The sequence below is a fragment of the Pseudomonas sp. PDM10 genome (assembly GCF_014852295.1).
Lineage (GTDB): Bacteria > Pseudomonadota > Gammaproteobacteria > Pseudomonadales > Pseudomonadaceae > Aquipseudomonas.
In genome coordinates this window covers 273,309-293,836 of sequence record NZ_JACVBJ010000008.1, presented here as the reverse complement: position 1 = coordinate 293,836, position 20,528 = coordinate 273,309, and the positions used below count along the sequence as shown (strand labels likewise).

Below are 20,528 nucleotides of genomic sequence, written 5' to 3'. Positions count from 1 at the left end.
AGCCGCAGCAAAGCCCATGCCACGCCCTTCACCCCCTTTTGGCGGGACGCGAGGCGAATGCAATGCCCTTTCCTACCCCCAGAATCCGCACTATCTGACACTTTTTGTCACCTCAACGCCGCTGGTTTGGTTCCTCCGCTTGACTAGGCTATAACTCATGAACTGTCTGCGTCCGGTATCCCAATGAATGACATCGCCCTTAGCGGTCTGGCCAAGCAATTGGTCCTGGCCGAGCTGCTCACTGACAAAAGCGCGCAACAGGCGTATCAGCAAGCCCAACGCAACAAAATCTCCCTGGTCAGTTATCTGGTGCAGAACAAACTGGTGAAGAGTCGCCAGGTCGCCGAGATCGCTTCGGAACACTTCGGCATGGCCTTGCTCGACCTCAACAGTCTGGACAAGGAAACCCAACCCAAGGGTCTGGTCAGCGAGAAGCTGATTCGCCAGCACCACGCCCTGCCCCTCTGGCGACGCGGCAACAAGTTGTTTGTGGGCGTTTCCGACCCGAGCAATCAGCAAGCCATCAATGACATCCAGTTCAGCACCGGGCTGAATACCGAAGCCATTCTGGTTGAAGACGACAAGCTCACTGATGCCATCGAAAAATTCTTCGATAGCCATAGTACCGGCCTGGAAGACATGGCCGACGTTGACCTCGATGGTGTGGACATCGAGTCGATCGATGACAACAAGCAGGATTCCATTGGCGGACAAGACGCCGACGACGCGCCCGTGGTGCGCTTCGTGCACAAGATGTTGCTGGACGCGATCAAAAGCGGCTCTTCCGACCTGCATTTCGAACCCTACGAAAAAACCTACCGTGTGCGGATGCGCACCGACGGTATTTTGCGTGAAGTCGCCAAGCCACCGATTCAACTGGCCAATCGCATCGCCGCGCGGCTGAAAGTCATGGCCAGCCTCGACATCTCCGAACGGCGCCGGCCCCAGGACGGGCGGATCAAGATGCGCCTGTCCAAGAGCAAATCCATCGACTTTCGGGTCAATACCCTGCCGACCCTATGGGGCGAGAAAGTGGTGATCCGGATCCTCGACCCATCCAGCGCTCAAATGGGCATCGACGCCCTCGGCTATGAGCCCGACCAGAAAGAACTGTACATGGCCGCCCTCAAGCAGCCGCAGGGGATGATTCTGGTAACCGGGCCCACCGGCTCGGGCAAGACTGTGTCGCTCTACACCGGGCTGAACATTCTCAACACCGTGGACATCAACATCTCCACTGCCGAAGACCCGGTGGAGATCAACATGGAAGGCATCAACCAGGTCAACGTCAATCCCAAGCAGGGAATGGACTTCGCCCAGGCGCTGCGCTCCTTTCTGCGACAGGACCCGGACGTGATCATGGTCGGCGAGATCCGCGACCTCGAAACCGCCGAAATCGCCATCAAAGCCGCCCAGACCGGTCACCTGGTGCTGTCGACCCTGCACACCAACAGCGCCGCCGAAACCCTGACGCGCCTGCACAACATGGGCATTGCGGGTTTCAACATTGCCACCTCGATCAGCCTGATCATTGCCCAGCGCCTGGCTCGCAAGCTGTGCAACCACTGCAAGAAGCCCATCGAGATTCCCCGGGAGGCGCTGCTCAAGGAAGGCTTCCCCGAGGAACGCATCGGCTCATTCACGATCTATGAGCCAGTCGGTTGCGATCACTGCAACAACGGCTACAAAGGGCGAGTCGGGATTTATGAAGTGGTGAAGAACACACAGGACCTGCAACGGCTGATCATGGCCGAAGGCAACTCACTGGAAATCGACATCCAGATGCGTAAAGACGGCTTCAACGACCTGCGCACGTCAGGCCTGATCAAGGCCATGCAAGGCATCACCAGCCTTGAAGAAATCAACCGGGTCACCAAGGACTGAATATGGCGGTCAAAGCAGCAAAAATCAGCGTCTACGCCTGGGAAGGCACAGACCGCAAAGGCACCAAAATGACGGGCGAGTTGAGCGGTCAGAATCCGGCATTGATCAAGGCCCAATTGCGCAAGCAGGGCATCAACCCCGGCAAGGTACGCAAGAAGTCCGCCTCGATTTTCAACGTGGGCAAGCGCATCAAGGCCCAGGACATCGCCCTGTTCACCCGGCAGATGGCGACCATGATGAAGGCCGGCGTACCGCTGTTGCAGTCCTTCGACATCATCGGTGAAGGCTTTGATAACCCGGCCATGCGCACACTGATTGACGAGGTGAAACAGGAAGTCGCAGCGGGTAACAGCTTCGCCGCCTCCCTGCGCAAAAAGCCTCAGTATTTCGATGAGCTCTACTGCAACCTGGTCGATGCCGGCGAGCAGGCCGGTGCCCTCGATACCCTGCTGGAGAGAGTGGCGACCTATAAGGAGAAGAGCGAAAGCCTCAAGGCCAAGATCAAGAAAGCCATGACCTACCCGCTGGCGGTGGTGTTCGTCGCGATCATTGTGACCGGGATTCTGCTGGTCAAAGTGGTGCCGCAGTTCGAATCGGTATTCAAAGGGTTTGGCGCCGAATTGCCAGCCTTCACGGTGATGGTCATCGGCCTCTCGGAATTCATGCAGGACTGGTGGTGGGCGATGCTCGGCGTGCTGATCGCGGCCATCTTCGGCGTGCGCCACGCGTTTAAAACGTCGCAAACCTTTCGAGACCGAATGGACACCTGGCTGCTGAAACTGCCGCTGATTGGCACGCTGATGTACAAGTCCGCCGTGGCCCGTTACGCCCGCACGCTGTCGACTACCTTTGCGGCGGGTGTGCCACTGGTGGAAGCGCTGGATTCGGTGGCCGGCGCCACCGGCAACATCGTGTTCAAACGCGCGGTGCTGCGCATCAAGCAGGACGTGGCGACCGGTATGCAGCTGAATTTTTCCATGCGCGCCTCCGGTATCTTTCCGAATATGGCGATCCAGATGACTGCGATTGGCGAAGAGTCCGGCGCGCTGGACGATATGCTCGACAAGGTCGCGAGCTTCTACGAGGACGAAGTGGACAACATGGTCGATAACCTCACCAGCCTGATGGAGCCGTTCATCATGGTGGTGCTGGGTGTTATCGTCGGGGGCCTGGTGGTTGCGATGTACCTGCCCATCTTCCAACTCGGCACAGCGATCTGACATGCCCTTGAACGACATTCCGACCCTCCACCCGTTGACCTTCGTGATTGCAGCCATGTTGCTCGGCCTGCTGATTGGCAGCTTTCTCAACGTGGTGGTCTGGCGCCTGCCAAAAATGCTTGACCGCGAATGGCGTGAGGAGGCTCGTGAAGTGCTGGGCCTGCCAGGCGAAACACCGCTGCCGACCTTCAACCTGATGCTGCCCCATTCCCAGTGCCCACATTGCGGCCATCGAATCCGCGCCTGGGAAAATATTCCGCTGCTCAGTTATCTGTTCTTACGGGGTCGATGCTCGAACTGCACGGCAGCCATCAGCAAACGCTACCCGCTGACCGAACTGGCCTGCGGTCTGCTCTCGGCGTTCATCGCCTGGCATTTCGGTTTCGGCTGGCAGGCCTGCATGGTGCTGCTCCTGAGCTGGGGGTTGCTGACGATGAGCCTGATCGACGCCGAGCACCAACTGCTGCCGGATGTGCTGGTGCTGCCGCTGATATGGCTGGGGCTGATCCTCAACAGTTTCACCTTGTTCGTGCCATTGCATGATGCATTGTGGGGCGCTGTGGCCGGCTATATGGCGTTGTGGTCGGTGTTCTGGCTGTTCAAGCTGATCACCGGCAAGGAAGGCATGGGCTACGGTGATTTCAAGTTGCTAGCGATGTTCGGCGCCTGGGGTGGCTGGCAGATCTTGCCGCTGACCATCTTGTTATCGTCGATGGTGGGCGCCGTTGTCGGCGTGATTTTGCTGCGTTTGCGCAACGCGAAAACCTCCACGCCGATCCCCTTCGGACCCTATCTGGCAATTGCCGGCTGGATTGCCTTGCTCTGGGGTGGTCAAATAACCGGCTTCTATTGGCAGTTTGTCGGTTTGAAATGAATACCCCTGTGGAAAAACCCTGGATTCTCGGCCTGACCGGCGGCATCGGCAGCGGCAAAAGCGCGGCTGCCCAGCACTTCATCGACTTGGGCGTGCACGTAGTGGACGCCGATCACGCGGCGCGTTGGGTGGTAGAGCCGGGGCGCCCGGCGCTGGCCAGGATCGCCGAACACTTCGGCCCCGACGTATTGCAAGCCGACGGGCAGCTGGATCGCGCGGCGTTGCGCAAACTGATCTTCGAAGTGCCAGAGGAACGCCGCTGGCTCGAAGCGTTGCTGCATCCGCTGATCGCCAAGGAAATCGCCGAGCATCTGGCCAAGGCACAATCGCCTTACGCGATTCTGGTTTCGCCGCTGCTGATCGAGTCCGGGCAATACGCCATGACCCAGCGAGTCCTGGTGATCGATGCCCCGGAACAACTACAGATCGAGCGCACCTTGCAGCGTGACCAGACCAGCGAGCAACAGGTCCAGGCGATCCTCAAGGCCCAATCCAGCCGACAGGACCGCGTGAGCCACGCCGACGATGTAGTGGTCAACGACCGCGACCTCGCCTGGCTGCACAGCGAGATCGAACGCCTGCATCACTTTTACCTTACTTTGCGTGGAGGCCAGTCATGAGCCAGACCCCAACCGTCAATTGCCCAACCTGTGGCGCCCCTGTCGAATGGGTCGCCAGCAACGTCAACCGGCCGTTCTGCTCGGATCGCTGCAAACTGATCGACCTCGGGGCATGGGCCTCGGAAGAACACAAGATTCCGGTCAGCCCGGATGCCGAAGACGACCTGTTCAGCGAAGACTTCGAGCCGCGTCACTGATCTTCAAGGCCGCATAAAACCGTAGTCCTGGCTGTCATCGAGGTTTTCCGCAAGAAAACGCAACTCATCGGCCAGGTCTTCGACACTGCGCACTGCCTTGCTCTGTTGCACCACTGCACTGAGCAAGGCACGCAGGCTCAACCCCGGATCAAAACCCACTTCCTGCGCCCCATCCAGACTGTGACGCAACTCCTGCCTTGCCCATTCGTAGACACTCATTTCGATGCTCCTGAAGGTTTTCCAGAGCATGGATTCGTGAGCGATTTTTGCCTTTGATGTGGATCAAGATTTGGGATCGTCGTCTTTCCAGGGGGCCGAAAGGTAGCGCGTGCGATTGAACGTCTCCAGCCACTCGGGGCAAAACACCACCAACGCGCTGACCACCATGCCGTTGATGAACGCTTCCGGAAAAATCAACAGCCACAGATAACCGACAAAATCTTCCAGCCAATACGGCATGGCGAAACGTTCGTCGAACCACAGCAGCCACAGCGCCAGCAGCAGGCACAGCAACGCCGAGAGCGCCGCTGCAAAGAAACCGGACACGAAGATATACACAAAGGGATTACGCGGTTGCGCTCGCTCCACCAGGATGGCGCAGCATTCGGTAACCAGCACCGGCAGTAGAATCAGCAGCGCGCCGTTGACCCCCATCGCCGCCAGATCTTGCCGCCCGAGCAGCACCAGTCCCGCTTGCGCCACCAACCCGCCGACAATCGCCAGCGGCCAGTCGAGCAACAGGGTCACGGCGGTCATGCCGATAAAGTGGTAGGACACGCCGGTATCGAAGTCTTGTCGCACCAGCCAGAGCATGAACAGCGCGAACACCGTGCCGAACAACAGATGCTGGCGGCGACTGTCGCTGAACAGTTCGACCCACGGTGCTCGCGCAACGGCCCAGATCAGCACCGGCACATAGATCAACCACCCCGCCGTGAGGGTTTCAGGTGACAGTAACTCGGCGCCGATCATGGCTGGGCACACTCCCTTGTCTTGCCGAAAGAGAACAGGCCCTCAGTCTACACCGCCCCTTGTACACCCTTCGACTTCAGGCCCAATGCCGTGGATCGTTCATCACCGCCTCGTGTTCAGCGAACAGCTTGGGTAATTCGGCTTTGAGAAAGTCCACCCAGGTCCGAACCTTGGCATCGAGAAAACGCCGCGACGGGTACAGCGCATATACGTTGCGTTCACGGGGGCGCCAGGCCGGCAGCAAGCGCAACAACGTGCCATCGCTCAACGGACGCGTCGCGGTGTAGAACGGAATCAGGCTGATCCCCATGCCGGCCTCCGACGCCTTGACCATCGACTCGGCAACATTGCATTGAAAGGTTCTGGCCGGGCTGACGGCATGCTCTCCGACTTCGTCCCGGAACACCCATTCATCGCTGTACAAAGGGTCGAGCATGCGCAGGCACTGATGATCGTTCAGCGCCAGCGGTGTGCGCGGCACGCCACGACGTTGCAGGTAGTGCGGGGAGGCGCAGGGCACGCTGTAAATCTGCCCGATGGCCTGGGCGACCATTTGCGAATCGGCCAGTTCGTGGGCAATCGAAATCACCACGTCGTGCCCTTCCTCCATTGGATCGGGATTGCGCTGCGACAGGGTCAACTCGAACACCACGTCGGGGTAAAGCTCGCTGTAGCGGGCGATCAATGGTGTGATCAGCACGCCCAGGCCACTCATGCTGTGAACCCGCAGCCGTCCACTCGGTTTGAGATGGGCGCCGCGAGCCTCTGCCGTTGCCACCTCCATTTCTTCGAGTATTTGCCGACTGCGTACCAAAAAGCGCTCACCGGCCTCGGTCAGGCTCAACCGCCGCGTGGTGCGTTGCAGCAAGCGTGCTTGCACATGCTGCTCCAGATCCGCCACCAATCGGGACACTTGCGCGGTCGACAGTTCCAACGCGTCGGCGGCGGCCGTAAAGCTTGCGCACTCCACCACGCGGACGAACACCCGCAAGTTATTGAGCAGATCCATAAGCCCTCCACGGGCAGTGACTGTTACGTTTCATGTAAGGCTGCATCAGGCGCTGGCCCCTTTATCGGTCGCGGGCAAAGACTAGAATTCAGGTATCGAAATCAACACGGAGCACGGAAAAATGAAAACCCTGATCAGCCTGTTTCTGACCGTTGTCGCCACCTCAGCCTTGGCCGCCGGCAACGAACCCGCCGCCACCTCGTACAACCCGGCACAGCGGCTGGACATCGCCGAAGTGGTTTCAGTGTCGAACACCGCGACCGCCTGCGACGTCGTGCCAGCCACCATGGTCTACATCGATCATCAGGGCGAGACTCATCGCGTGACGTATCAAGTGATGGGTAACTGCATGAGCAATCTGTGATCCCTGCTTCATAGCAACGTCCAGGTGTAACTGAGGATCAGGCGGTTTTCGTCGATATCGCTGCGGTAGTTGGAGCGAGCCATCGCGTTGCGCACGCGGATCCCGAGGCCTTTGAGGCTGCCGCTCTGCAGCACATAGCCGATGTCCAGATCGCGCTCGCGGTCCTTGCCCTCGAACCCTTTGCCGGTATCGACATTGCTGCCGGTGATGTAGCGCACGGTGCTGGTCAACCCCGGCACGCCGAGGGCGGCGAAATCGTAGTCGTAACGCGCCTGCCAGGAGCGCTCATCGGTGTAGGCAAACTCATAGGTCGGCACCTCGTTACCCAGAGGGCTGATGTTGGCAAACACTCGCGGGAAGGCGCTGTCGCCGAACATGCCCTGATAGCCGACATAAAACGTGTGGCCGCCACGCTTGGCCGACAGCAAGGAGAAGAACGCCTGGTTATCGATGTTGCCCAGCAGTTTTTTGCCGTCTTCGCGCGAATCGTAATACCCAAGGTTGGCGCCAAGGATCCAGTTACCGAGTGGCTCGCTGTGCTTGAGGCCGAGAAAGCGCTGGTTGTAGATATCTTCTAGTTGCCCGAACCAGGCGCTGACCGAGCTGCGTTTATCGTTGAAGGAATAATCGGCGCCGGCAAAGTTGAAACCATCGCTGCTGACCTGACGCTGCGGCACATGACCGAGCATGGCTTGCATCTTTTCGTCGCCGGCTTCGTTGCGCAGGCTGGTCGAACTCAAGTGACCACCTTGTAAGGTCAGGCCATTGATCTCGTTCGAGCTGATGCTCGCGCCCTGATAGCTTGGCGGCAGCAAACGGATATCGCTGAAAGCCAGCACCGGCAGGTTGGGTTGCAGTTCACCCACCTTCAGTTCGGTTTTGGAGAAACGCACCTTCAACGCGCCTTCCAGACGGCTGTATTCATTCGCCGCGCGCCCGTCACCCTGCACCGGCAGCAAACCGGTATTGACCCGATCCGGGCTGCTGTCGAGCTTGAGGCCGAGCAGGCCAATAACATCCACACCAAAACCGACGGGGCCCGGGGTGTAACCGGATTTGACGTTGAGGATGAAGCCCTGCGCCCACTCTTCAGCCTTCGATTGCTGGTTGGCCCCGACGATGTCGGAAAAGTCCCGGCTGAAGTAATAGTTGCGTGCTTGCAAGGTGGCGGTGGTGTCTTCGATGAAGCCACTCTCGGCCGCCATCGCACCGGCGGAGAAACTCGAGACGACCGCCATGGACAACACTGAACCGGTTGTTGGAAGAATCTGTTTCATTGTTTTTTCTCTTATTTTTATTGATCGACAGGTTGAAGTGCTTCAGCCGCAGCGGATTTGCGGCGGTGAACGGGACGACGGGCGTTCAACAACACGTGGGTGACCATGCCGAAAATCAGCCCCCAAAAAGCAGCGGACAAACCCAACAACGACATGCCCGACGCGGTGGTCAGAAAAGTCACCAGCGCGGCTTCGCGATCGCTCGGCACGGCCATTGCGCCGGCCAACGCACCGGCAATTGCGGCGAACAGCGCCAGCCCGGCCAGGGCGGCGATCAGTTCTTTGGGGAACGCCGAAAACAGTGAAACCAGGGTGGCGCCGAAGATCCCCAGCACCAGGTAACACAGCCCGCCCACAACCCCGGCCACATAGCGTTTGCCGGGATTTTCATGGGCCTCGCGCCCGGTACAAATCGCCGCGGTGATGGCTGCCAGATTCAGCCCATGGCAACCGAACGGCGCCAACAGCGCCGTGCCCACCGCACTGCTGGCGATGATCGGGCCGGCCGGCATGGCGAATCCGCTGGCACGTAGCACCGCCATGCCGGGAACGAACTGGCCGGTCAGCGCCACCATCACCAGCGGCAAGGCGATATTCAGGGTCGCGCTCAGGCTGAACGCGGGTGTGATCCACACCGGCGTGGCCAAACCGATCACCAATGCCTCGCTGCGCAAATCACCGGCGAGAAAAGCCATCGAGCAGCCCACCAGCAGCACCATCAACACCGCATACCGCGGCATCAGCCGTTTGCAGACCAGGTACGTGGCGAACATCGCCAGCACCAGCAACGGTTTGCCCTGCAACGAGACGAATAACCCGGTGCCGAAGCTGAACAGAATCCCCGCCAGCATCGCTGCCGCAATCGCCGCGGGCAGTTTGCCGATGATCCGGTCAAACGCTCCCGAGACCCCGACCAGAAAGATAATCAGGCTGCTGACCAGATACGCGCCTACCGCTTCCGGCATGGAGATCCCCGGCAACAGCGCCACCAGCAACGCCGAACCCGGCGCCGACCACGCGATGATCACCGGGACGCGGTAACGCAGGCTCAGACCGATGCCGAGCACGGCGCTGCCGATGGAAATCGCCCAGACCCAGGAAGACAACACTTCCCGCGAGAGGTGCGCGGTCTCGGCAGCCTGAAAGATGATCACCAACGGGCCTGCGTAGGAAATCACTGTGGCGATAAAACCGGCGACGGCCGCAGACAGGGAAAAGTCCTGGAATAAGGTTTTCATGAAACCTCGCCAACAGCCCCGTCAGGCGATCCGTGGATACCCGGCAACGTTTGTTTGGCACTGCGCCGACTGCTCACGGCGTACACGGTCATGGCAATCGCGGCCACTGCACCGGGTAAGGCGAATGCCATGAAGTTCAGTTGCAGTGGCAGGCTGATCCCGAGCAAGGCACCGCCCAGCAGCGGTCCGACAATGGCACCGTTGCGCCCGATGCCCGAGGCCCAGCCCAAACCGGTGGAGCGAATGGTCATGGAGTAGAACTGCGCGGCGCAGGCGTACAACAGAATCTGCGAGCCGATGGTGGTGGCGCCGGCAATGGCGATCAACAAATACAACAGCGGCATCGGGCTGTTGAAACCCAGCAAGGTGATCGACACCGCAGCCACGGCGAAGAACACCGCCAATACGCGCGGCAGGTTGAGTTTGTCTCCCAGCACACCGCCGCCCACCGCGCCGAAAATGGCACCGAAGTTGAGCACCAGCAGGAACGACAGACTCGAGCCCAGGCTGTAACCGGCGTTGGCCATCAGTTTTGGCAGCCAGGAACTCAAGGCGTAGACCATCAGCAAGCAGCAGAAAAACGCCAGCCATAACATCAGCGTGCGCAGCGCACGACCTTCGCGAAACAGTTGCAACACCGGCGTGCCAGTGCCCTTCACTTCGCTCATGTGCAACTGATCGCTGGTTTGCGCGACGTACGCCGGGTCAATTCGCTGCAGGACGTTGCGCGCCTCTTCATTGCGCCCCTGGCGCAGCATGAAACCTACCGACTCGGGCAGGAAGTACATGATCAACGGCAACAACAGCAACGGCAGCACCGCCACGTAAAACACCGATTGCCAGCCAAAACTCGGGATCAGCACGATACCGAGCCCCGCCGACAGCATGCCGCCTACCGAATAGCCGCTGAACATGATCGCCACCAGCGTGCTGCGGATTTTCTTCGGCGCGTACTCGTTCATCAGCGCCACGACGTTGGGCATCACCCCGCCAATGCCAAGCCCGGCAATGAACCGGCAGAGGCCAAACTCGGTGGGGTTGCGGGCAAAACCATTGAGCACGGTAAAACCGCTGAACAGCATCACGCAGATCGTGATGGCTTTTTTGCGACCGATCCTGTCCGACAGCGGGCCAAAAAACAGCGCGCCGAACATCATGCCGAACAATGCATAACTGCCCAGTGCGCCCGCTTGCAGAGGACTGAGCCCCCACTCTTTCATCAGCATCGGCAGCACCACGCCGTAGATCACCAAATCGTAACCGTCGAAAATGATGATCAGGGCACACCAGAACAGCACCATCCAGTGAAAGCGATTGAATCGTGCGTTGTCGATAACCGCATGTACGTCGATCTTGCGCATGGCATTTATCTCTTGTTGTTATTTTTTTAAGAGCGTCGGCAACACGGCTAACGTCCGTACAGCCGAGGGTAGAGGCGCCAGGCGCGGGGCAATATCCGCTTTGCGCAGATCGCTATCCGTTTTGTGCAAGGCCCTGAACCGGGCGCGGGATGGGGAGTATTGCGGGGATGGCGGGCAGCAAATCCGGCAGATCGGAACCTCTGCGATGAACTGCCTTCATTGCGATCAGATTTGAAACGCTAAGCGCGGGCTGATGGACGATTGAGATGTCAGCGCCTGCGGTCACAGGCGCTTTGCGCGGATCAGGGCAGGGCTTTCTCCAGCGCCTCACGCAATTGCGCAGCCGTGGCGTATTCATGCTGAGCCACCAATCGACCGTCCTTGAGCTGCAGCCACAGCACTTTATCCACAGGCCCGGGATAGCGTGGCGCCACGCGACCATCGCGGTCGAGCATCACTCGATAGGGATAATCGCGCATGGCCGGTACAGCGAACATTTTCGCGACCAGTCGAGGCATGCGCTGGATGTCCGCGACAAATACCGCGTGCCGAGCCTCCAGGTAGCCCTTGGGCTGGTCCTGCAGAGCGGCGCCGACCAGTTTGGCCGCGTCCATGCTGCGCGCCACCAGCAACGTCTGAGTCTGATTATCAAGCGTGAAGGCCTGATCGAACTGATCGAGCAAGGTCCACGGCGCCAGCCGCTCACCCACCTCCAGTGCCTGCGCCCAAAGAGGCAGAAGACTGAGCAATAACACGGGCCAATATTTCACGTTCCAGTCCTCGTTCAAGCGCATTTGCGTAATGGCCATCAGTCTACACCGCCCATTTCGAGCGCCCAGTCCCACTGTTTACCGTTTCACGCTTTCTGCTTGTCGCAAATGAACGCTAAGCTTGGGCCTATGGATGACTCAGATTATTTACGCCTGCTGACCATTGCGGCCGAGCAAGCCAACGCGTTCCTGTCCAATGCCCGCAAATGGGAGCGTGAGCGTTGGGTCTGCCAGCGCCTGCTGCAAGGCCTGAACATTCCCTATCGCGCCGACGAATTCGCCCCGGCCGGGGAGCCGCCGGACGTGCTGTTTCGTGACGCCAGTTTCGAAGTGTTTTTCGTGCTCGATGAAGGCCGACGCCTCAACGACGAATGGCGCGATGAACTGCAACGTCGGCGCAGCGCATTTTCCCTGAGTTCGCTGGTACGGCGTGAGGCCAAGCCCCGGCGCATTCCGGCCAATGAGTTTCTGCTGAGACTGGCGCCGACCTTGCGCAAAAAAGCGCACAACTACAAAGAACGCGGCATGGACCTGGGCGAACTGGACATCATCGCCTTCGCCAGCCTCAAGCGCGAAGTGCTGGACCTCAACAGCCATTTCCCGCCGCCTACCGAATACCTGCGTCAGGGCTGGCGCTCGTTGTCGCTGGTCGGCCCGACCTTCGCCCGTGTGCTGTTCGCTCACCCGGATGCGCCGGATTTCCTGCGCAGCAACCTGGGTCGCAGCATTGTTTTCGACGTCGGGATCAGCCTGTGAGTCCATTGCAGGCGCTGATTGCCGAAGTGCCGCAAACGGGTCGCGTTCGCTGGATCGGCGTGCGGCCGCAGTCACGCTCTCAAATGATCGAACTCGATGCCGTGGAGGCGCGGCTTGAAGCCGGTTTGACCGGTGATCACACGCGTCCCGGCGTACGCAATGCGCGGCAGGTAACGCTGATCCAATGGGAGCATCTGGCGGTGATCAATTCGCTGATGGGCCGCCCGGTGGATCAACCGGTGTTAGCGCAGGACTTGCGGCGCAACATCGTCGTCAGCGGCATCAATCTCTTCAGTCTCAAGGGCCGACGCTTCAGGATTGGCCAGGCGATTTTCGAAACCACTGGCTGGTGCCAACCCTGCGCCCGTCTCGAGAACAACCTCGGCCCCGGGACCTTTCAGGCCGTTCGAGGACATGGCGGAATCACCGCCCGGGTGTTACAAAGTGGAATCATTCGCCTGGACGATACGGTGAGCGTCGAGCCCATTCCTGCCAGCGGCTATGCTCCGTTCAACGTTCGTTAAATCCGCCTGTAGCTTCTACACACTCAGCAACGTCTACCCCCTGACGAGGCCCAATATGACCAGCCGCCTGAACCCAGACGACCAAAAGCATGTCGAAGAGTACCTGCAATTGTCCCAGCACCAAGTCGAGCGCCGGCCTTTCCGGCCGTGGATGCTCCTGGTGGTGGTGTTGGCAGTGACCATTGGTCTGGGCCTGTTGAGCCGACTTATCAGTTACCTGACGCTATGAGCTGCATCGCGCTCGCTCGGGTAATTGCACCGATTTCTTTTAGCCTTGCGAGATATCCCCATGACTCATCGTATTGTCATCGTTGGCGGCGGCGCCGGCGGTCTGGAGTTGGCTACCCGTCTGGGTAAGACTCTGGGCAAGCGCGGCACGGCCAGTGTGATGCTGGTCGACGCGAACCTGACCCACATCTGGAAACCGCTGTTGCACGAAGTGGCGGCAGGTTCCCTGAACTCTTCCGAAGACGAACTCAACTATGTTGCCCAGGCGAAATGGAACCACTTCGAGTTCCAGCTGGGGCGCATGAGCGGGCTTGATCGCGCGCAGAAGAAAATCCAGCTGGCCGCCACCTACGACGAAGCCGGCATTGAATTGGTCCCGGCACGCGAAGTGGGTTACGACTCGCTGGTGATCGCGGTCGGCAGCACCACCAACGATTTCGGGACTCAGGGCGCGGCGCAACACTGCCTGTTCCTCGACACCCGCAAACAGGCCGAGCGCTTCCACCAGCAATTGCTCAACCACTACCTGCGCGCCCATGCCGGGCAAACCGACAAGGTCGAGCAGATCAGCGTGGCCATCGTCGGCGCCGGTGCCACCGGGGTCGAACTGGCCGCCGAACTGCACAACGCCGCCCATGAACTGGCGGCTTACGGCCTGGACCGGATCAAACCGGAAAACATGCACATCACCTTGATCGAAGCCGGGCCACGGGTGTTGCCAGCGTTGCCGGAACGTATTGGCGGGCCTGTGCATAAAACCCTGGAGAAACTCGGGGTCAACGTCATGACCAATGCCGCCGTCAGTGAAGTGACGGTCGACAGCCTGATTACCGCCGATGGCAAAGTCATCAACGCCAGCCTGAAAGTCTGGGCGGCCGGGATTCGTGCACCAGGCTTCCTCAAGGACATCGATGGCCTGGAGACCAACCGGATCAATCAGCTGCAAGTGCTGCCGACCCTGCAAACCACCCGCGACGAGAATATCTTCGCCTTCGGTGACTGCGCGGCCTGCCCGCAGCCGGGCAGCGATCGCAACGTGCCGCCGCGCGCCCAGGCTGCGCATCAGCAAGCTTCGTTGCTGGCCAAATCGCTGAAACTGCGGATCGAAGGCAAGCCGCTGCCTGAGTACAAATACACCGACTACGGCTCGTTGATCTCGCTGTCGCGTTTTTCGGCTGTGGGTAACTTGATGGGCAACCTCACCGGCAGCGTGATGCTGGAAGGCTGGCTGGCGCGGATGTTTTACGTGTCGCTGTATCGCATGCACCAGATGGCGCTGTATGGCGCGTTTCGTACGGCGATGCTGATGTTGGGCAGCAAGATCGGGCGCGGGACTGAGCCGCGACTCAAACTTCACTGACACAATCCACTGTGGGAGTGAGCCTGCTCGCGATGAGGGATTAACATTCAACATATGTGCTGAATGTCAGGCCGCCATCGCGAGCAGGCTCGCTCCCACATTTTTACTCACCAGCCTGTAGATCTGTGTCTCACTGTATCTCCCCCGCCGTTTCATCCCCTTCGCTTACAAACTCCCCCCCTGCGCGACACAGTAGCGATACACCACGCCCGCTAAATGGCCACACCCGAGCAAGGCACCCCGCCAGCTACGGTTATCGCCGCACTTACGTGGCGTCCTTTATCGAACGGTTGTGTCGTGCAACCCAGGAGTATTGAAATGTCCCGTACCACCAAAAACCCTATCGGTCTGCTCGGCGCTGTTTTGGCCGGTGGCATGATGTTGTCCGGCGCCGTGTTCGCCGCGCAACCCCTGACACAAGGCTACCTGCTGGCCTCGGCCGAACAGGTCGTGAAGACCCCTGAAGGTAAATGTGGCGAAGGCAAGTGTGGCGATGCCTCGATGGCAAAAACCGACACGGATGGCGACGGCAAGGTATCCCGTGCCGAATTCCTGAAAGTCGCGCCGAAGTCCAACTTCGACAAGATCGACACCAACCATGATGGCTTCATCGACGAGCAAGAGGCATTCGATAACGTGAAAGCCAACTACGAAGCCAATGGCAAGAAAATGCCAAAAGGCCTGTTCGAGCACTTGAAAGACCAAGACGGCGCCTAAGCTTCCGAAAACCAGGCCGCGCTTTTCCATCGAGAAGCGCGGCTTTTTTGCGTCTGGAAAATTTAAAGCTGAAAGCGCCGCACCATGCCCTGCAAGGCATTGGCCAACTGAGACAGCTCCTGGCTGGACGCGCTGGTCTGATCCGCCCCGGCGGCAGATCGCACCGAAAGGTCACGGATATTCACCAGGTTGCGGTCGACTTCACGCGCCACCTGCGCCTGTTCTTCGGCAGCGCTGGCGATCACCAGATTGCGCTCGTGGATCTGATGAACCGACGCGGTGATGGTCTGCAACGCTTCACCTGCACGCTCGGCCAAGGCCAATGTGCTGGCCGCACGGCTTGAGCTGGCGTGCATGGAATCCAGCGCCTGAGTTGAGCCGTTGCGCATACCCTGAACCATTTACTCGATTTCCTGAGTCGATTGCTGCGTGCGATAGGCCAAAGCGCGAACTTCGTCGGCAACCACCGCGAAACCGCGACCGCTTTCCCCGGCGCGCGCCGCTTCAATGGCTGCGTTGAGGGCCAGCAAGTTGGTTTGCTCGGCAATCGCACGAATCACCTCCAGTACCTTGCCGATGCCCTGAGACTGGTTGGCCAGGGACTGCACCAATCCGCCGGTGATCTGCACATCGCTGGCCAGGGCGCCAATGGCTGTGACTGTTTCGCTGACCCGCTCCTGGCCGACGTGCGCGGACTCACTGGATTGGCGCGTGGCGTCGGAGGTCGACACCGCGTTGCGAGCGACCTCCTCCACCGCGGTGGTCATTTCAGTGACAGCCGTCGCCGCTTGTTCGATCTCATTGTTCTGCTGTTGCAGGTTTTGCGTGCTGTCGAGGGTGACGGCATTCAACTCGTCAGCCGCTGTCGCCAATTGCGCGGCCGAGCCGCTGATACCTTGCAAGGTTTCGCGCAGGTTACGCTGCATGGTCGCCAACGCCTTGAGCAAACGACTCACTTCATCGTTGCCATGGGTTTCGATGGGGCGCGTCAGGTCGCCTCGCGCCACGTTTTCCGCGGCATCCAACGCTTCGTTCAACGGTTTGACTATGCTGCGGGTCAGCAGCATGGCCAGGCCGACGGTGGCCAATGCCGCCAATGCGATAAACAGGCTGACGATCATCCGCGATGTTTCGTAATGCGCTGCAGATTTCTGGCTCTCGGCGGCGACTTGTTTGGCGAACAGATCCGCCAGGTCAGTGAGTTGCTTGCCGGAACCATCGACCACGGTTTTCATGTCTACCAGCAGCAACTTGGTCAATTCGTCATGACGACCCTGTTCGGCCAGGGAAAAAGATTGGGCAATGCCGGCACGATAAGCCGCGAAGGTGGTTTTGAACTGGTCATACAAGGCTTTGCCTTCGACGGTGTTGACCAACCTGTCATATGCCGCAATCTTCTCGCTCAACTCTTTGTCGCGAGTGTCCATCTGGCCGCGGTAGACAGGGATGTTCTTCGGATCCTGATCCAGGGCCATGCGCAGGGAAATGGTACGGATGCGCAGCATGATTTCGCGGATCTCGTCACCGCCGCGAATACTCGGTAGCCATTGTTTCTCCACCGCCACCTCGCTATCGCGAATGCTCGACATCTGCCCCAGGGCAAAAATCCCGAGCAACGCGACCAATACGGCAATCAAGGCAAACCCCAAGGCTGCCCGAGGAGCGATATTTAATTGTCGAAGCACCATAACGAACGCCTTTTTCTTGTAGTGGCCTGGATAAGGGGCGTTGTTTCGGCAGTACCCCGTCGCCTCGTTATCGGCAAGTTGTACGACGACTGAAGTGTTATTTCTCGAAGTCAAAAAATCGAAGACAAAAAAAATCCCCGTATCTTTCGATACGAGGATTTTTAATATGGTCGGGGTAAGGGGATTCGAACTCCTGACATCCTGCTCCCAAAGCAGGCGCGCTACCGGACTGCGCTATACCCCGGTAATAAAAAGGCGACCTTTAAAAAAGTCGCCTTCTTCGATCAGTGCTTTTGGCCTCTGATCTTAAGATCTGATCCCAGCGTGAACTGGTTTCAAAAATGGTGGGTCGTGTGGGATTCGAACCTACGACCAATTGGTTAAAAGCCAACTGCTCTACCAACTGAGCTAACGACCCAAAAATGGTCGGGGTAAGGGGATTCGAACTCCTGACATCCTGCTCCCAAAGCAGGCGCGCTACCGGACTGCGCTATACCCCGGTTTGAAATTGGCTCCGTGACCAGGACTCGAACCTGGGACCCAATGATTAACAGTCATTTGCTCTACCGACTGAGCTATCACGGAACTACATATTTCAATTACAACTGATATTTCAATTTACAACTGTGAAGCTTGCTTCACCTCTTCGACCCGTTCGCATCGCTGCGTTCGTGTGTCTGAGGCGCGCTATTCTACAATCTTAAGCACCTCTGTCAACCCCCTAAATTGCTTTCAAGTTAATGATTTGCAACTTATTTCAGATTCCTGCTTGGGGAGCTGGAACCCTTCAGGGCGACTTACTGCGGGGCGCACTTTACAAGCCTTTTCCTTAGAGTTCAACAGCCTGGCGAAAAAAAGGCCTCGCAATGCGAGGCCTCTTCAATTTTACTGCCGCCGTGGATCAGGCAAATACGATTTCGTCGTTCTCCACGACACCCTTGGCGGTATCGCCCGGCATGAAACGACCGGACAGAATCAGCTGCGCCAGCGGGTTTTCAATCCAGCGCTGAATGGCTCGTTTGAGCGGCCGTGCGCCGTAAACCGGGTCGTAACCCACCGCGATCAGCTTATCCATGGCCTCAGGGCTCAGTTCAAGCTTCAGCTCGCGTTCGGTCAGGCGACTGCGCAGGCGACCCAACTGGATCTCGGTAATGCCCGCGATCTGATCCCGAGCCAACGGCTCGAAGATCACCACTTCATCGACCCGGTTGATGAACTCAGGTCGGAAGTGCGTGGAAATCGCATCCATCACTGCCGCACGCTGCGCCTCACGATCACCGACCAATTCCTGGATCTGCACCGAACCGAGGTTGGAGGTCATGACAATCACGGTATTTTTGAAATCCACCGTGCGACCATGACTGTCGGTCAGTCGGCCATCTTCCAGCACTTGCAGCAAGATGTTGAAGACGTCCGGGTGGGCCTTCTCGACCTCGTCCAGGAGGATCACCGAATAAGGCTTGCGACGCACCGCCTCGGTCAGGTAACCGCCCTCTTCATAGCCTACGTAGCCTGGTGGCGCACCGATCAGACGAGCCACGGAATGTTTCTCCATGAACTCGGACATGTCGATCCGCACCATCGCCTCTTCTGTATCGAAGAGGAACTCGGCCAGCGCCTTGCACAGCTCGGTTTTACCGACACCGGTCGGGCCGAGGAACATGAACGAACCGCTCGGGCGATTCGGATCGGACAACCCGGCACGGGAACGCCGCACAGCGTTGGAAACGGCAATCACCGCTTCGTCCTGGCCGATCACACGTTGGTGCAACAGGCTTTCCATCTTCATCAGCTTGTCGCGCTCACCCTCGAGCATTTTCGACACCGGAATGCCGGTCCACTTCGAAACGACTTCAGCGATCTCTTCTTCGGTCACCTTGCTGCGCAGCAACTGGTTTTCAGTTTTGCCGTGCTGGTCGACCATTTGCAGGCTGCGCTCCAGGTCCGGGATGATCCCGTACTGCAACTCGGCCATGCGGTTCAGGTCGCCTTTGCGGCGGGCCGTTTCCAGTTCCTGACGGGACTGTTCGATTTTCTGCTGGATCTGCGCAGAACCCTGCACTTCGGCTTTTTCCGCGTTCCAGATTTCCTCCAGGTCCGAGTACTCACGTTCGTGACGAACGATTTCTTCCTGGAGTTTTTCCAGACGTTTCTTCGCCGCGTCGTCGCTTTCTTTTTTCAGCGCCTGGGATTCCACCTTCAGCTGAATCAGACGACGCTCCAGACGGTCCAGCACTTCCGGCTTGGAGTCGATCTCCATGCGGATACGACTGGCGGCTTCGTCGATCAGGTCAATGGCCTTGTCCGGCAGCTGACGATCGGTGATGTAGCGATGGCTGAGCTTGGCCGCGGCGATGATCGCGCCGTCGGTGATCGCCACCTTGTGGTGAACCTCGTAACGCTCTTTCAGGCCACGCAGGATGGCGATGGTGTCTTCTTCGCTCGGCTCATCCACCAGGACTTTCTGGAAGCGCCGCTCGAGGGCCGCATCCTTCTCTATATATTGGCGGTACTCGTTGAGCGTGGTCGCGCCGACGCAGTGCAGTTCACCACGGGCCAACGCAGGCTTGAGCATATTGCCCGCGTCCATCGAGCCTTCGCCTTTACCGGCGCCGACCATGGTGTGCAGTTCGTCGATGAACAGAATGATCTGCCCTTCCTGCTTCGACAGTTCGTTGAGCAAGGATTTGAGGCGTTCTTCGAACTCGCCACGGTACTTGGCACCGGCAATCAGCGACCCCATGTCCAAGGACAGCAGGCGCTTGCCTTTCAGTCCATCCGGGACTTCGCCGTTGATAATGCGCTGGGCCAGGCCTTCGGCGATGGCGGTTTTACCCACGCCAGGCTCACCGATCAGCACCGGGTTGTTCTTGGTGCGGCGTTGCAGCACCTGAATGGTCCGGCGAATTTCGTCGTCACGGCCGATCACCGGATCAAGCTTGCCTTCTTCGGCGCGCTTGGTCAGGTCGACGGTGTATTTATCCAGCGCCTGGCGCGACTCTTCATGGTTGGCGTCATTGACGGCCTCACCACCACGCAGGTTGGTGATTGCGTTTTCCAGGGCTTTCTTGCTGACGCCCTGACCGAGCAACAGCTTGCCGAGCTTGCTGTTCTCGTCCATGGCGGCGAGCAACACCAGCTCACTGGAGATGAACTGATCGCCCTTCTGCTGGGCCAGGCGGTCGGCCTGGTTGAGCAGACGCGCCAGATCCTGCGACATGTTCACGTCGCCGGTCGGGTTCTGGATTTTTGGTAGTTGGTCGAGCTCTTTGGTCAGCTCTTTACGCAGGCTGTTGACGTCGAAGCCCACCTGCATCAACAGGGGTTTGATCGAACCACCCTGCTGTTCAAGCATGGCTTGCATCAAGTGCGCCGGTTCAATGCCCGGATGATCGAGGCCGACGGCCAGGGATTGGGCGTCGGACAAGGCTAACTGCAACTTGCTGGTTAAACGGTCTATACGCATGGG

General features: G+C 58.9%; 20 protein-coding genes, 4 tRNA genes and 1 pseudogene. 11 read left to right on the top strand and 14 right to left on the bottom strand.

Translation table 11 applies throughout. From position 1 onward, the window contains the following. Positions 1 to 183: 183 nt before the first annotated feature. The 5 genes from pilB to yacG are packed head-to-tail and all read left to right on the top strand — an operon-like array spanning position 184 to position 4,795. Positions 184 to 1,884 carry a type IV-A pilus assembly ATPase PilB gene (gene pilB, locus IB252_RS27465; RefSeq protein WP_192410882.1) on the top strand — a complete coding sequence of 567 codons (1,701 nt, stop codon included), beginning with the start codon at positions 184 to 186 and terminating at the stop codon, positions 1,882 to 1,884. Positions 1,885 to 1,886: 2 nt separating this feature from the next. After that, the gene (locus tag IB252_RS27460; RefSeq protein WP_192410881.1) at positions 1,887 to 3,104 is read left to right on the top strand and encodes a type II secretion system F family protein; all 1,218 of its coding nucleotides are present in this window, start codon (positions 1,887 to 1,889) and stop codon (positions 3,102 to 3,104) included. Position 3,105: 1 nt separating this feature from the next. Then, positions 3,106 to 3,978 carry a prepilin peptidase gene (locus tag IB252_RS27455; RefSeq protein ID WP_192410880.1) on the top strand — a complete coding sequence of 291 codons (873 nt, stop codon included), beginning with the start codon at positions 3,106 to 3,108 and terminating at the stop codon, positions 3,976 to 3,978. Continuing rightward, positions 3,975 to 4,598 (top strand): dephospho-CoA kinase, encoded by a 624-nt coding sequence (gene coaE / locus IB252_RS27450; protein WP_192410879.1) that lies wholly within the window; start codon positions 3,975 to 3,977, stop codon positions 4,596 to 4,598. The genes IB252_RS27455 and coaE overlap by 4 nt, the downstream gene beginning before the upstream one ends. Beyond that, a complete protein-coding gene (gene yacG / locus IB252_RS27445) occupies positions 4,595 to 4,795 on the top strand; it encodes a DNA gyrase inhibitor YacG (protein ID WP_008153323.1) in 201 nt (66 codons plus the stop codon). The genes coaE and yacG overlap by 4 nt, the downstream gene beginning before the upstream one ends. Positions 4,796 to 4,798: 3 nt before the next feature. Here yacG and IB252_RS27440 read toward each other — a convergent pair whose 3' ends face one another. The 3 genes from IB252_RS27440 to IB252_RS27430 all read right to left on the bottom strand — a co-directional run bounded on the left by IB252_RS27440 (position 4,799) and on the right by IB252_RS27430 (position 6,776). Further along, positions 4,799 to 5,014 carry a hypothetical protein gene (locus tag IB252_RS27440; RefSeq protein ID WP_111451074.1) on the bottom strand — a complete coding sequence of 72 codons (216 nt, stop codon included), beginning with the start codon at positions 5,012 to 5,014 and terminating at the stop codon, positions 4,799 to 4,801. Between the two features lie 63 nt (positions 5,015 to 5,077). After that, positions 5,078 to 5,767, bottom strand: coding sequence for an energy-coupling factor ABC transporter permease (locus tag IB252_RS27435; RefSeq protein ID WP_008153325.1), 690 nt, complete (start codon positions 5,765 to 5,767; stop codon positions 5,078 to 5,080). 76 nt (positions 5,768 to 5,843) lie between these two features. Beyond that, a complete protein-coding gene (locus IB252_RS27430) occupies positions 5,844 to 6,776 on the bottom strand; it encodes a LysR family transcriptional regulator (RefSeq protein ID WP_111451076.1) in 933 nt (310 codons plus the stop codon). A 121-nt stretch (positions 6,777 to 6,897) separates the two neighbouring features. On the opposite strand from IB252_RS27430, the gene IB252_RS27425 reads away from it, so the two are divergent. After that, complete coding sequence (locus IB252_RS27425; protein WP_192410878.1) at positions 6,898 to 7,140, top strand: DUF2790 domain-containing protein; 243 nt, start codon at positions 6,898 to 6,900, stop codon at positions 7,138 to 7,140. 8 nt (positions 7,141 to 7,148) lie between these two features. Here IB252_RS27425 and IB252_RS27420 read toward each other — a convergent pair whose 3' ends face one another. The 4 genes from IB252_RS27420 to IB252_RS27405 form a co-directional block, all read right to left on the bottom strand. Then, positions 7,149 to 8,417: an OprD family porin gene (locus IB252_RS27420; protein WP_192410877.1), complete on the bottom strand. Its 1,269-nt coding sequence runs from the start codon at positions 8,415 to 8,417 to the stop codon at positions 7,149 to 7,151. Positions 8,418 to 8,434: 17 nt separating this feature from the next. Then, entirely contained in the window at positions 8,435 to 9,655 is a 1,221-nt protein-coding gene (locus tag IB252_RS27415) for a benzoate/H(+) symporter BenE family transporter (protein WP_192410876.1), read from the bottom strand. Next, on the bottom strand, positions 9,652 to 11,016 hold the full coding sequence (locus tag IB252_RS27410; RefSeq protein WP_192410875.1) for an aromatic acid/H+ symport family MFS transporter: 1,365 nt from the start codon (positions 11,014 to 11,016) through the stop codon (positions 9,652 to 9,654). Before IB252_RS27410 ends, IB252_RS27415 begins: the two co-directional genes overlap by 4 nt. Positions 11,017 to 11,318: 302 nt before the next feature. Continuing rightward, positions 11,319 to 11,786 (bottom strand): FAD/FMN-containing dehydrogenase, encoded by a 468-nt coding sequence (locus IB252_RS27405; protein WP_192410909.1) that lies wholly within the window; start codon positions 11,784 to 11,786, stop codon positions 11,319 to 11,321. Between the two features lie 129 nt (positions 11,787 to 11,915). On the opposite strand from IB252_RS27405, the gene IB252_RS27400 reads away from it, so the two are divergent. The 5 genes from IB252_RS27400 (at position 11,916) to IB252_RS27380 (ending at position 15,371) form a co-directional block, all read left to right on the top strand. Next, positions 11,916 to 12,542, top strand: coding sequence for a DUF1780 domain-containing protein (locus IB252_RS27400; protein WP_008154887.1), 627 nt, complete (start codon positions 11,916 to 11,918; stop codon positions 12,540 to 12,542). Continuing rightward, complete coding sequence (locus tag IB252_RS27395) at positions 12,539 to 13,066, top strand: MOSC domain-containing protein (protein WP_192410874.1); 528 nt, start codon at positions 12,539 to 12,541, stop codon at positions 13,064 to 13,066. Before IB252_RS27400 ends, IB252_RS27395 begins: the two co-directional genes overlap by 4 nt. A gap of 55 nt (positions 13,067 to 13,121) precedes the next feature. After that, complete coding sequence (locus IB252_RS27390; protein ID WP_008154890.1) at positions 13,122 to 13,295, top strand: DUF3094 domain-containing protein; 174 nt, start codon at positions 13,122 to 13,124, stop codon at positions 13,293 to 13,295. Between the two features lie 60 nt (positions 13,296 to 13,355). Next, on the top strand, positions 13,356 to 14,654 hold the full coding sequence (locus tag IB252_RS27385; protein ID WP_192410873.1) for an NAD(P)/FAD-dependent oxidoreductase: 1,299 nt from the start codon (positions 13,356 to 13,358) through the stop codon (positions 14,652 to 14,654). 318 nt (positions 14,655 to 14,972) lie between these two features. Then, entirely contained in the window at positions 14,973 to 15,371 is a 399-nt protein-coding gene (locus IB252_RS27380; RefSeq protein WP_192410872.1) for an EF-hand domain-containing protein, read from the top strand. Between the two features lie 62 nt (positions 15,372 to 15,433). Here the strand turns inward: IB252_RS27380 and IB252_RS30670 are convergent, their stop codons facing one another. From IB252_RS30670 to clpB, 7 genes and pseudogenes are all read right to left on the bottom strand, one after another. Beyond that, positions 15,434 to 15,760, bottom strand: a complete 327-nt coding sequence (locus IB252_RS30670) for a hypothetical protein (protein WP_412548183.1) — start codon at positions 15,758 to 15,760, stop codon at positions 15,434 to 15,436. A gap of 26 nt (positions 15,761 to 15,786) precedes the next feature. Continuing rightward, positions 15,787 to 17,059: pseudogene (locus IB252_RS27375) on the bottom strand (methyl-accepting chemotaxis protein); the annotation flags it as partial. A gap of 167 nt (positions 17,060 to 17,226) precedes the next feature. Beyond that, positions 17,227 to 17,303 (bottom strand) — tRNA-Pro (locus tag IB252_RS27370). 98 nt (positions 17,304 to 17,401) lie between these two features. After that, positions 17,402 to 17,477: transfer RNA gene (locus tag IB252_RS27365), tRNA-Lys, on the bottom strand. Positions 17,478 to 17,482: 5 nt separating this feature from the next. Then, positions 17,483 to 17,559: transfer RNA gene (locus tag IB252_RS27360), tRNA-Pro, on the bottom strand. A gap of 9 nt (positions 17,560 to 17,568) precedes the next feature. Continuing rightward, positions 17,569 to 17,644: transfer RNA gene (locus IB252_RS27355), tRNA-Asn, on the bottom strand. A gap of 316 nt (positions 17,645 to 17,960) precedes the next feature. Next, entirely contained in the window at positions 17,961 to 20,525 is a 2,565-nt protein-coding gene (gene clpB / locus IB252_RS27350) for an ATP-dependent chaperone ClpB (protein ID WP_111451085.1), read from the bottom strand. Positions 20,526 to 20,528: the final 3 nt, after the last annotated feature.

Bases quoted from the DNA above. Each gene is read 5' to 3' on its own strand.
- pilB (WP_192410882.1), top strand. From the start codon at position 184: ATGAATGACATCGCCCTTAGCGGTCTGGCCAAGCAATTGGTCCTGGCC.
- IB252_RS27460 (WP_192410881.1), top strand. From the start codon at position 1,887: ATGGCGGTCAAAGCAGCAAAAATCAGCGTCTACGCCTGGGAAGGCACA.
- IB252_RS27455 (WP_192410880.1), top strand. From the start codon at position 3,106: ATGCCCTTGAACGACATTCCGACCCTCCACCCGTTGACCTTCGTGATT.
- coaE (WP_192410879.1), top strand. From the start codon at position 3,975: ATGAATACCCCTGTGGAAAAACCCTGGATTCTCGGCCTGACCGGCGGC.
- yacG (WP_008153323.1), top strand. From the start codon at position 4,595: ATGAGCCAGACCCCAACCGTCAATTGCCCAACCTGTGGCGCCCCTGTC.
- IB252_RS27440 (WP_111451074.1), bottom strand. From the start codon at position 5,014: ATGAGTGTCTACGAATGGGCAAGGCAGGAGTTGCGTCACAGTCTGGAT.
- IB252_RS27435 (WP_008153325.1), bottom strand. From the start codon at position 5,767: ATGATCGGCGCCGAGTTACTGTCACCTGAAACCCTCACGGCGGGGTGG.
- IB252_RS27430 (WP_111451076.1), bottom strand. From the start codon at position 6,776: ATGGATCTGCTCAATAACTTGCGGGTGTTCGTCCGCGTGGTGGAGTGC.
- IB252_RS27425 (WP_192410878.1), top strand. From the start codon at position 6,898: ATGAAAACCCTGATCAGCCTGTTTCTGACCGTTGTCGCCACCTCAGCC.
- IB252_RS27420 (WP_192410877.1), bottom strand. From the start codon at position 8,417: ATGAAACAGATTCTTCCAACAACCGGTTCAGTGTTGTCCATGGCGGTC.
- IB252_RS27415 (WP_192410876.1), bottom strand. From the start codon at position 9,655: ATGAAAACCTTATTCCAGGACTTTTCCCTGTCTGCGGCCGTCGCCGGT.
- IB252_RS27410 (WP_192410875.1), bottom strand. From the start codon at position 11,016: ATGCGCAAGATCGACGTACATGCGGTTATCGACAACGCACGATTCAAT.
- IB252_RS27400 (WP_008154887.1), top strand. From the start codon at position 11,916: ATGGATGACTCAGATTATTTACGCCTGCTGACCATTGCGGCCGAGCAA.
- IB252_RS27390 (WP_008154890.1), top strand. From the start codon at position 13,122: ATGACCAGCCGCCTGAACCCAGACGACCAAAAGCATGTCGAAGAGTAC.
- IB252_RS27385 (WP_192410873.1), top strand. From the start codon at position 13,356: ATGACTCATCGTATTGTCATCGTTGGCGGCGGCGCCGGCGGTCTGGAG.
- IB252_RS27380 (WP_192410872.1), top strand. From the start codon at position 14,973: ATGTCCCGTACCACCAAAAACCCTATCGGTCTGCTCGGCGCTGTTTTG.
- IB252_RS30670 (WP_412548183.1), bottom strand. From the start codon at position 15,760: ATGCGCAACGGCTCAACTCAGGCGCTGGATTCCATGCACGCCAGCTCA.
- clpB (WP_111451085.1), bottom strand. From the start codon at position 20,525: ATGCGTATAGACCGTTTAACCAGCAAGTTGCAGTTAGCCTTGTCCGAC.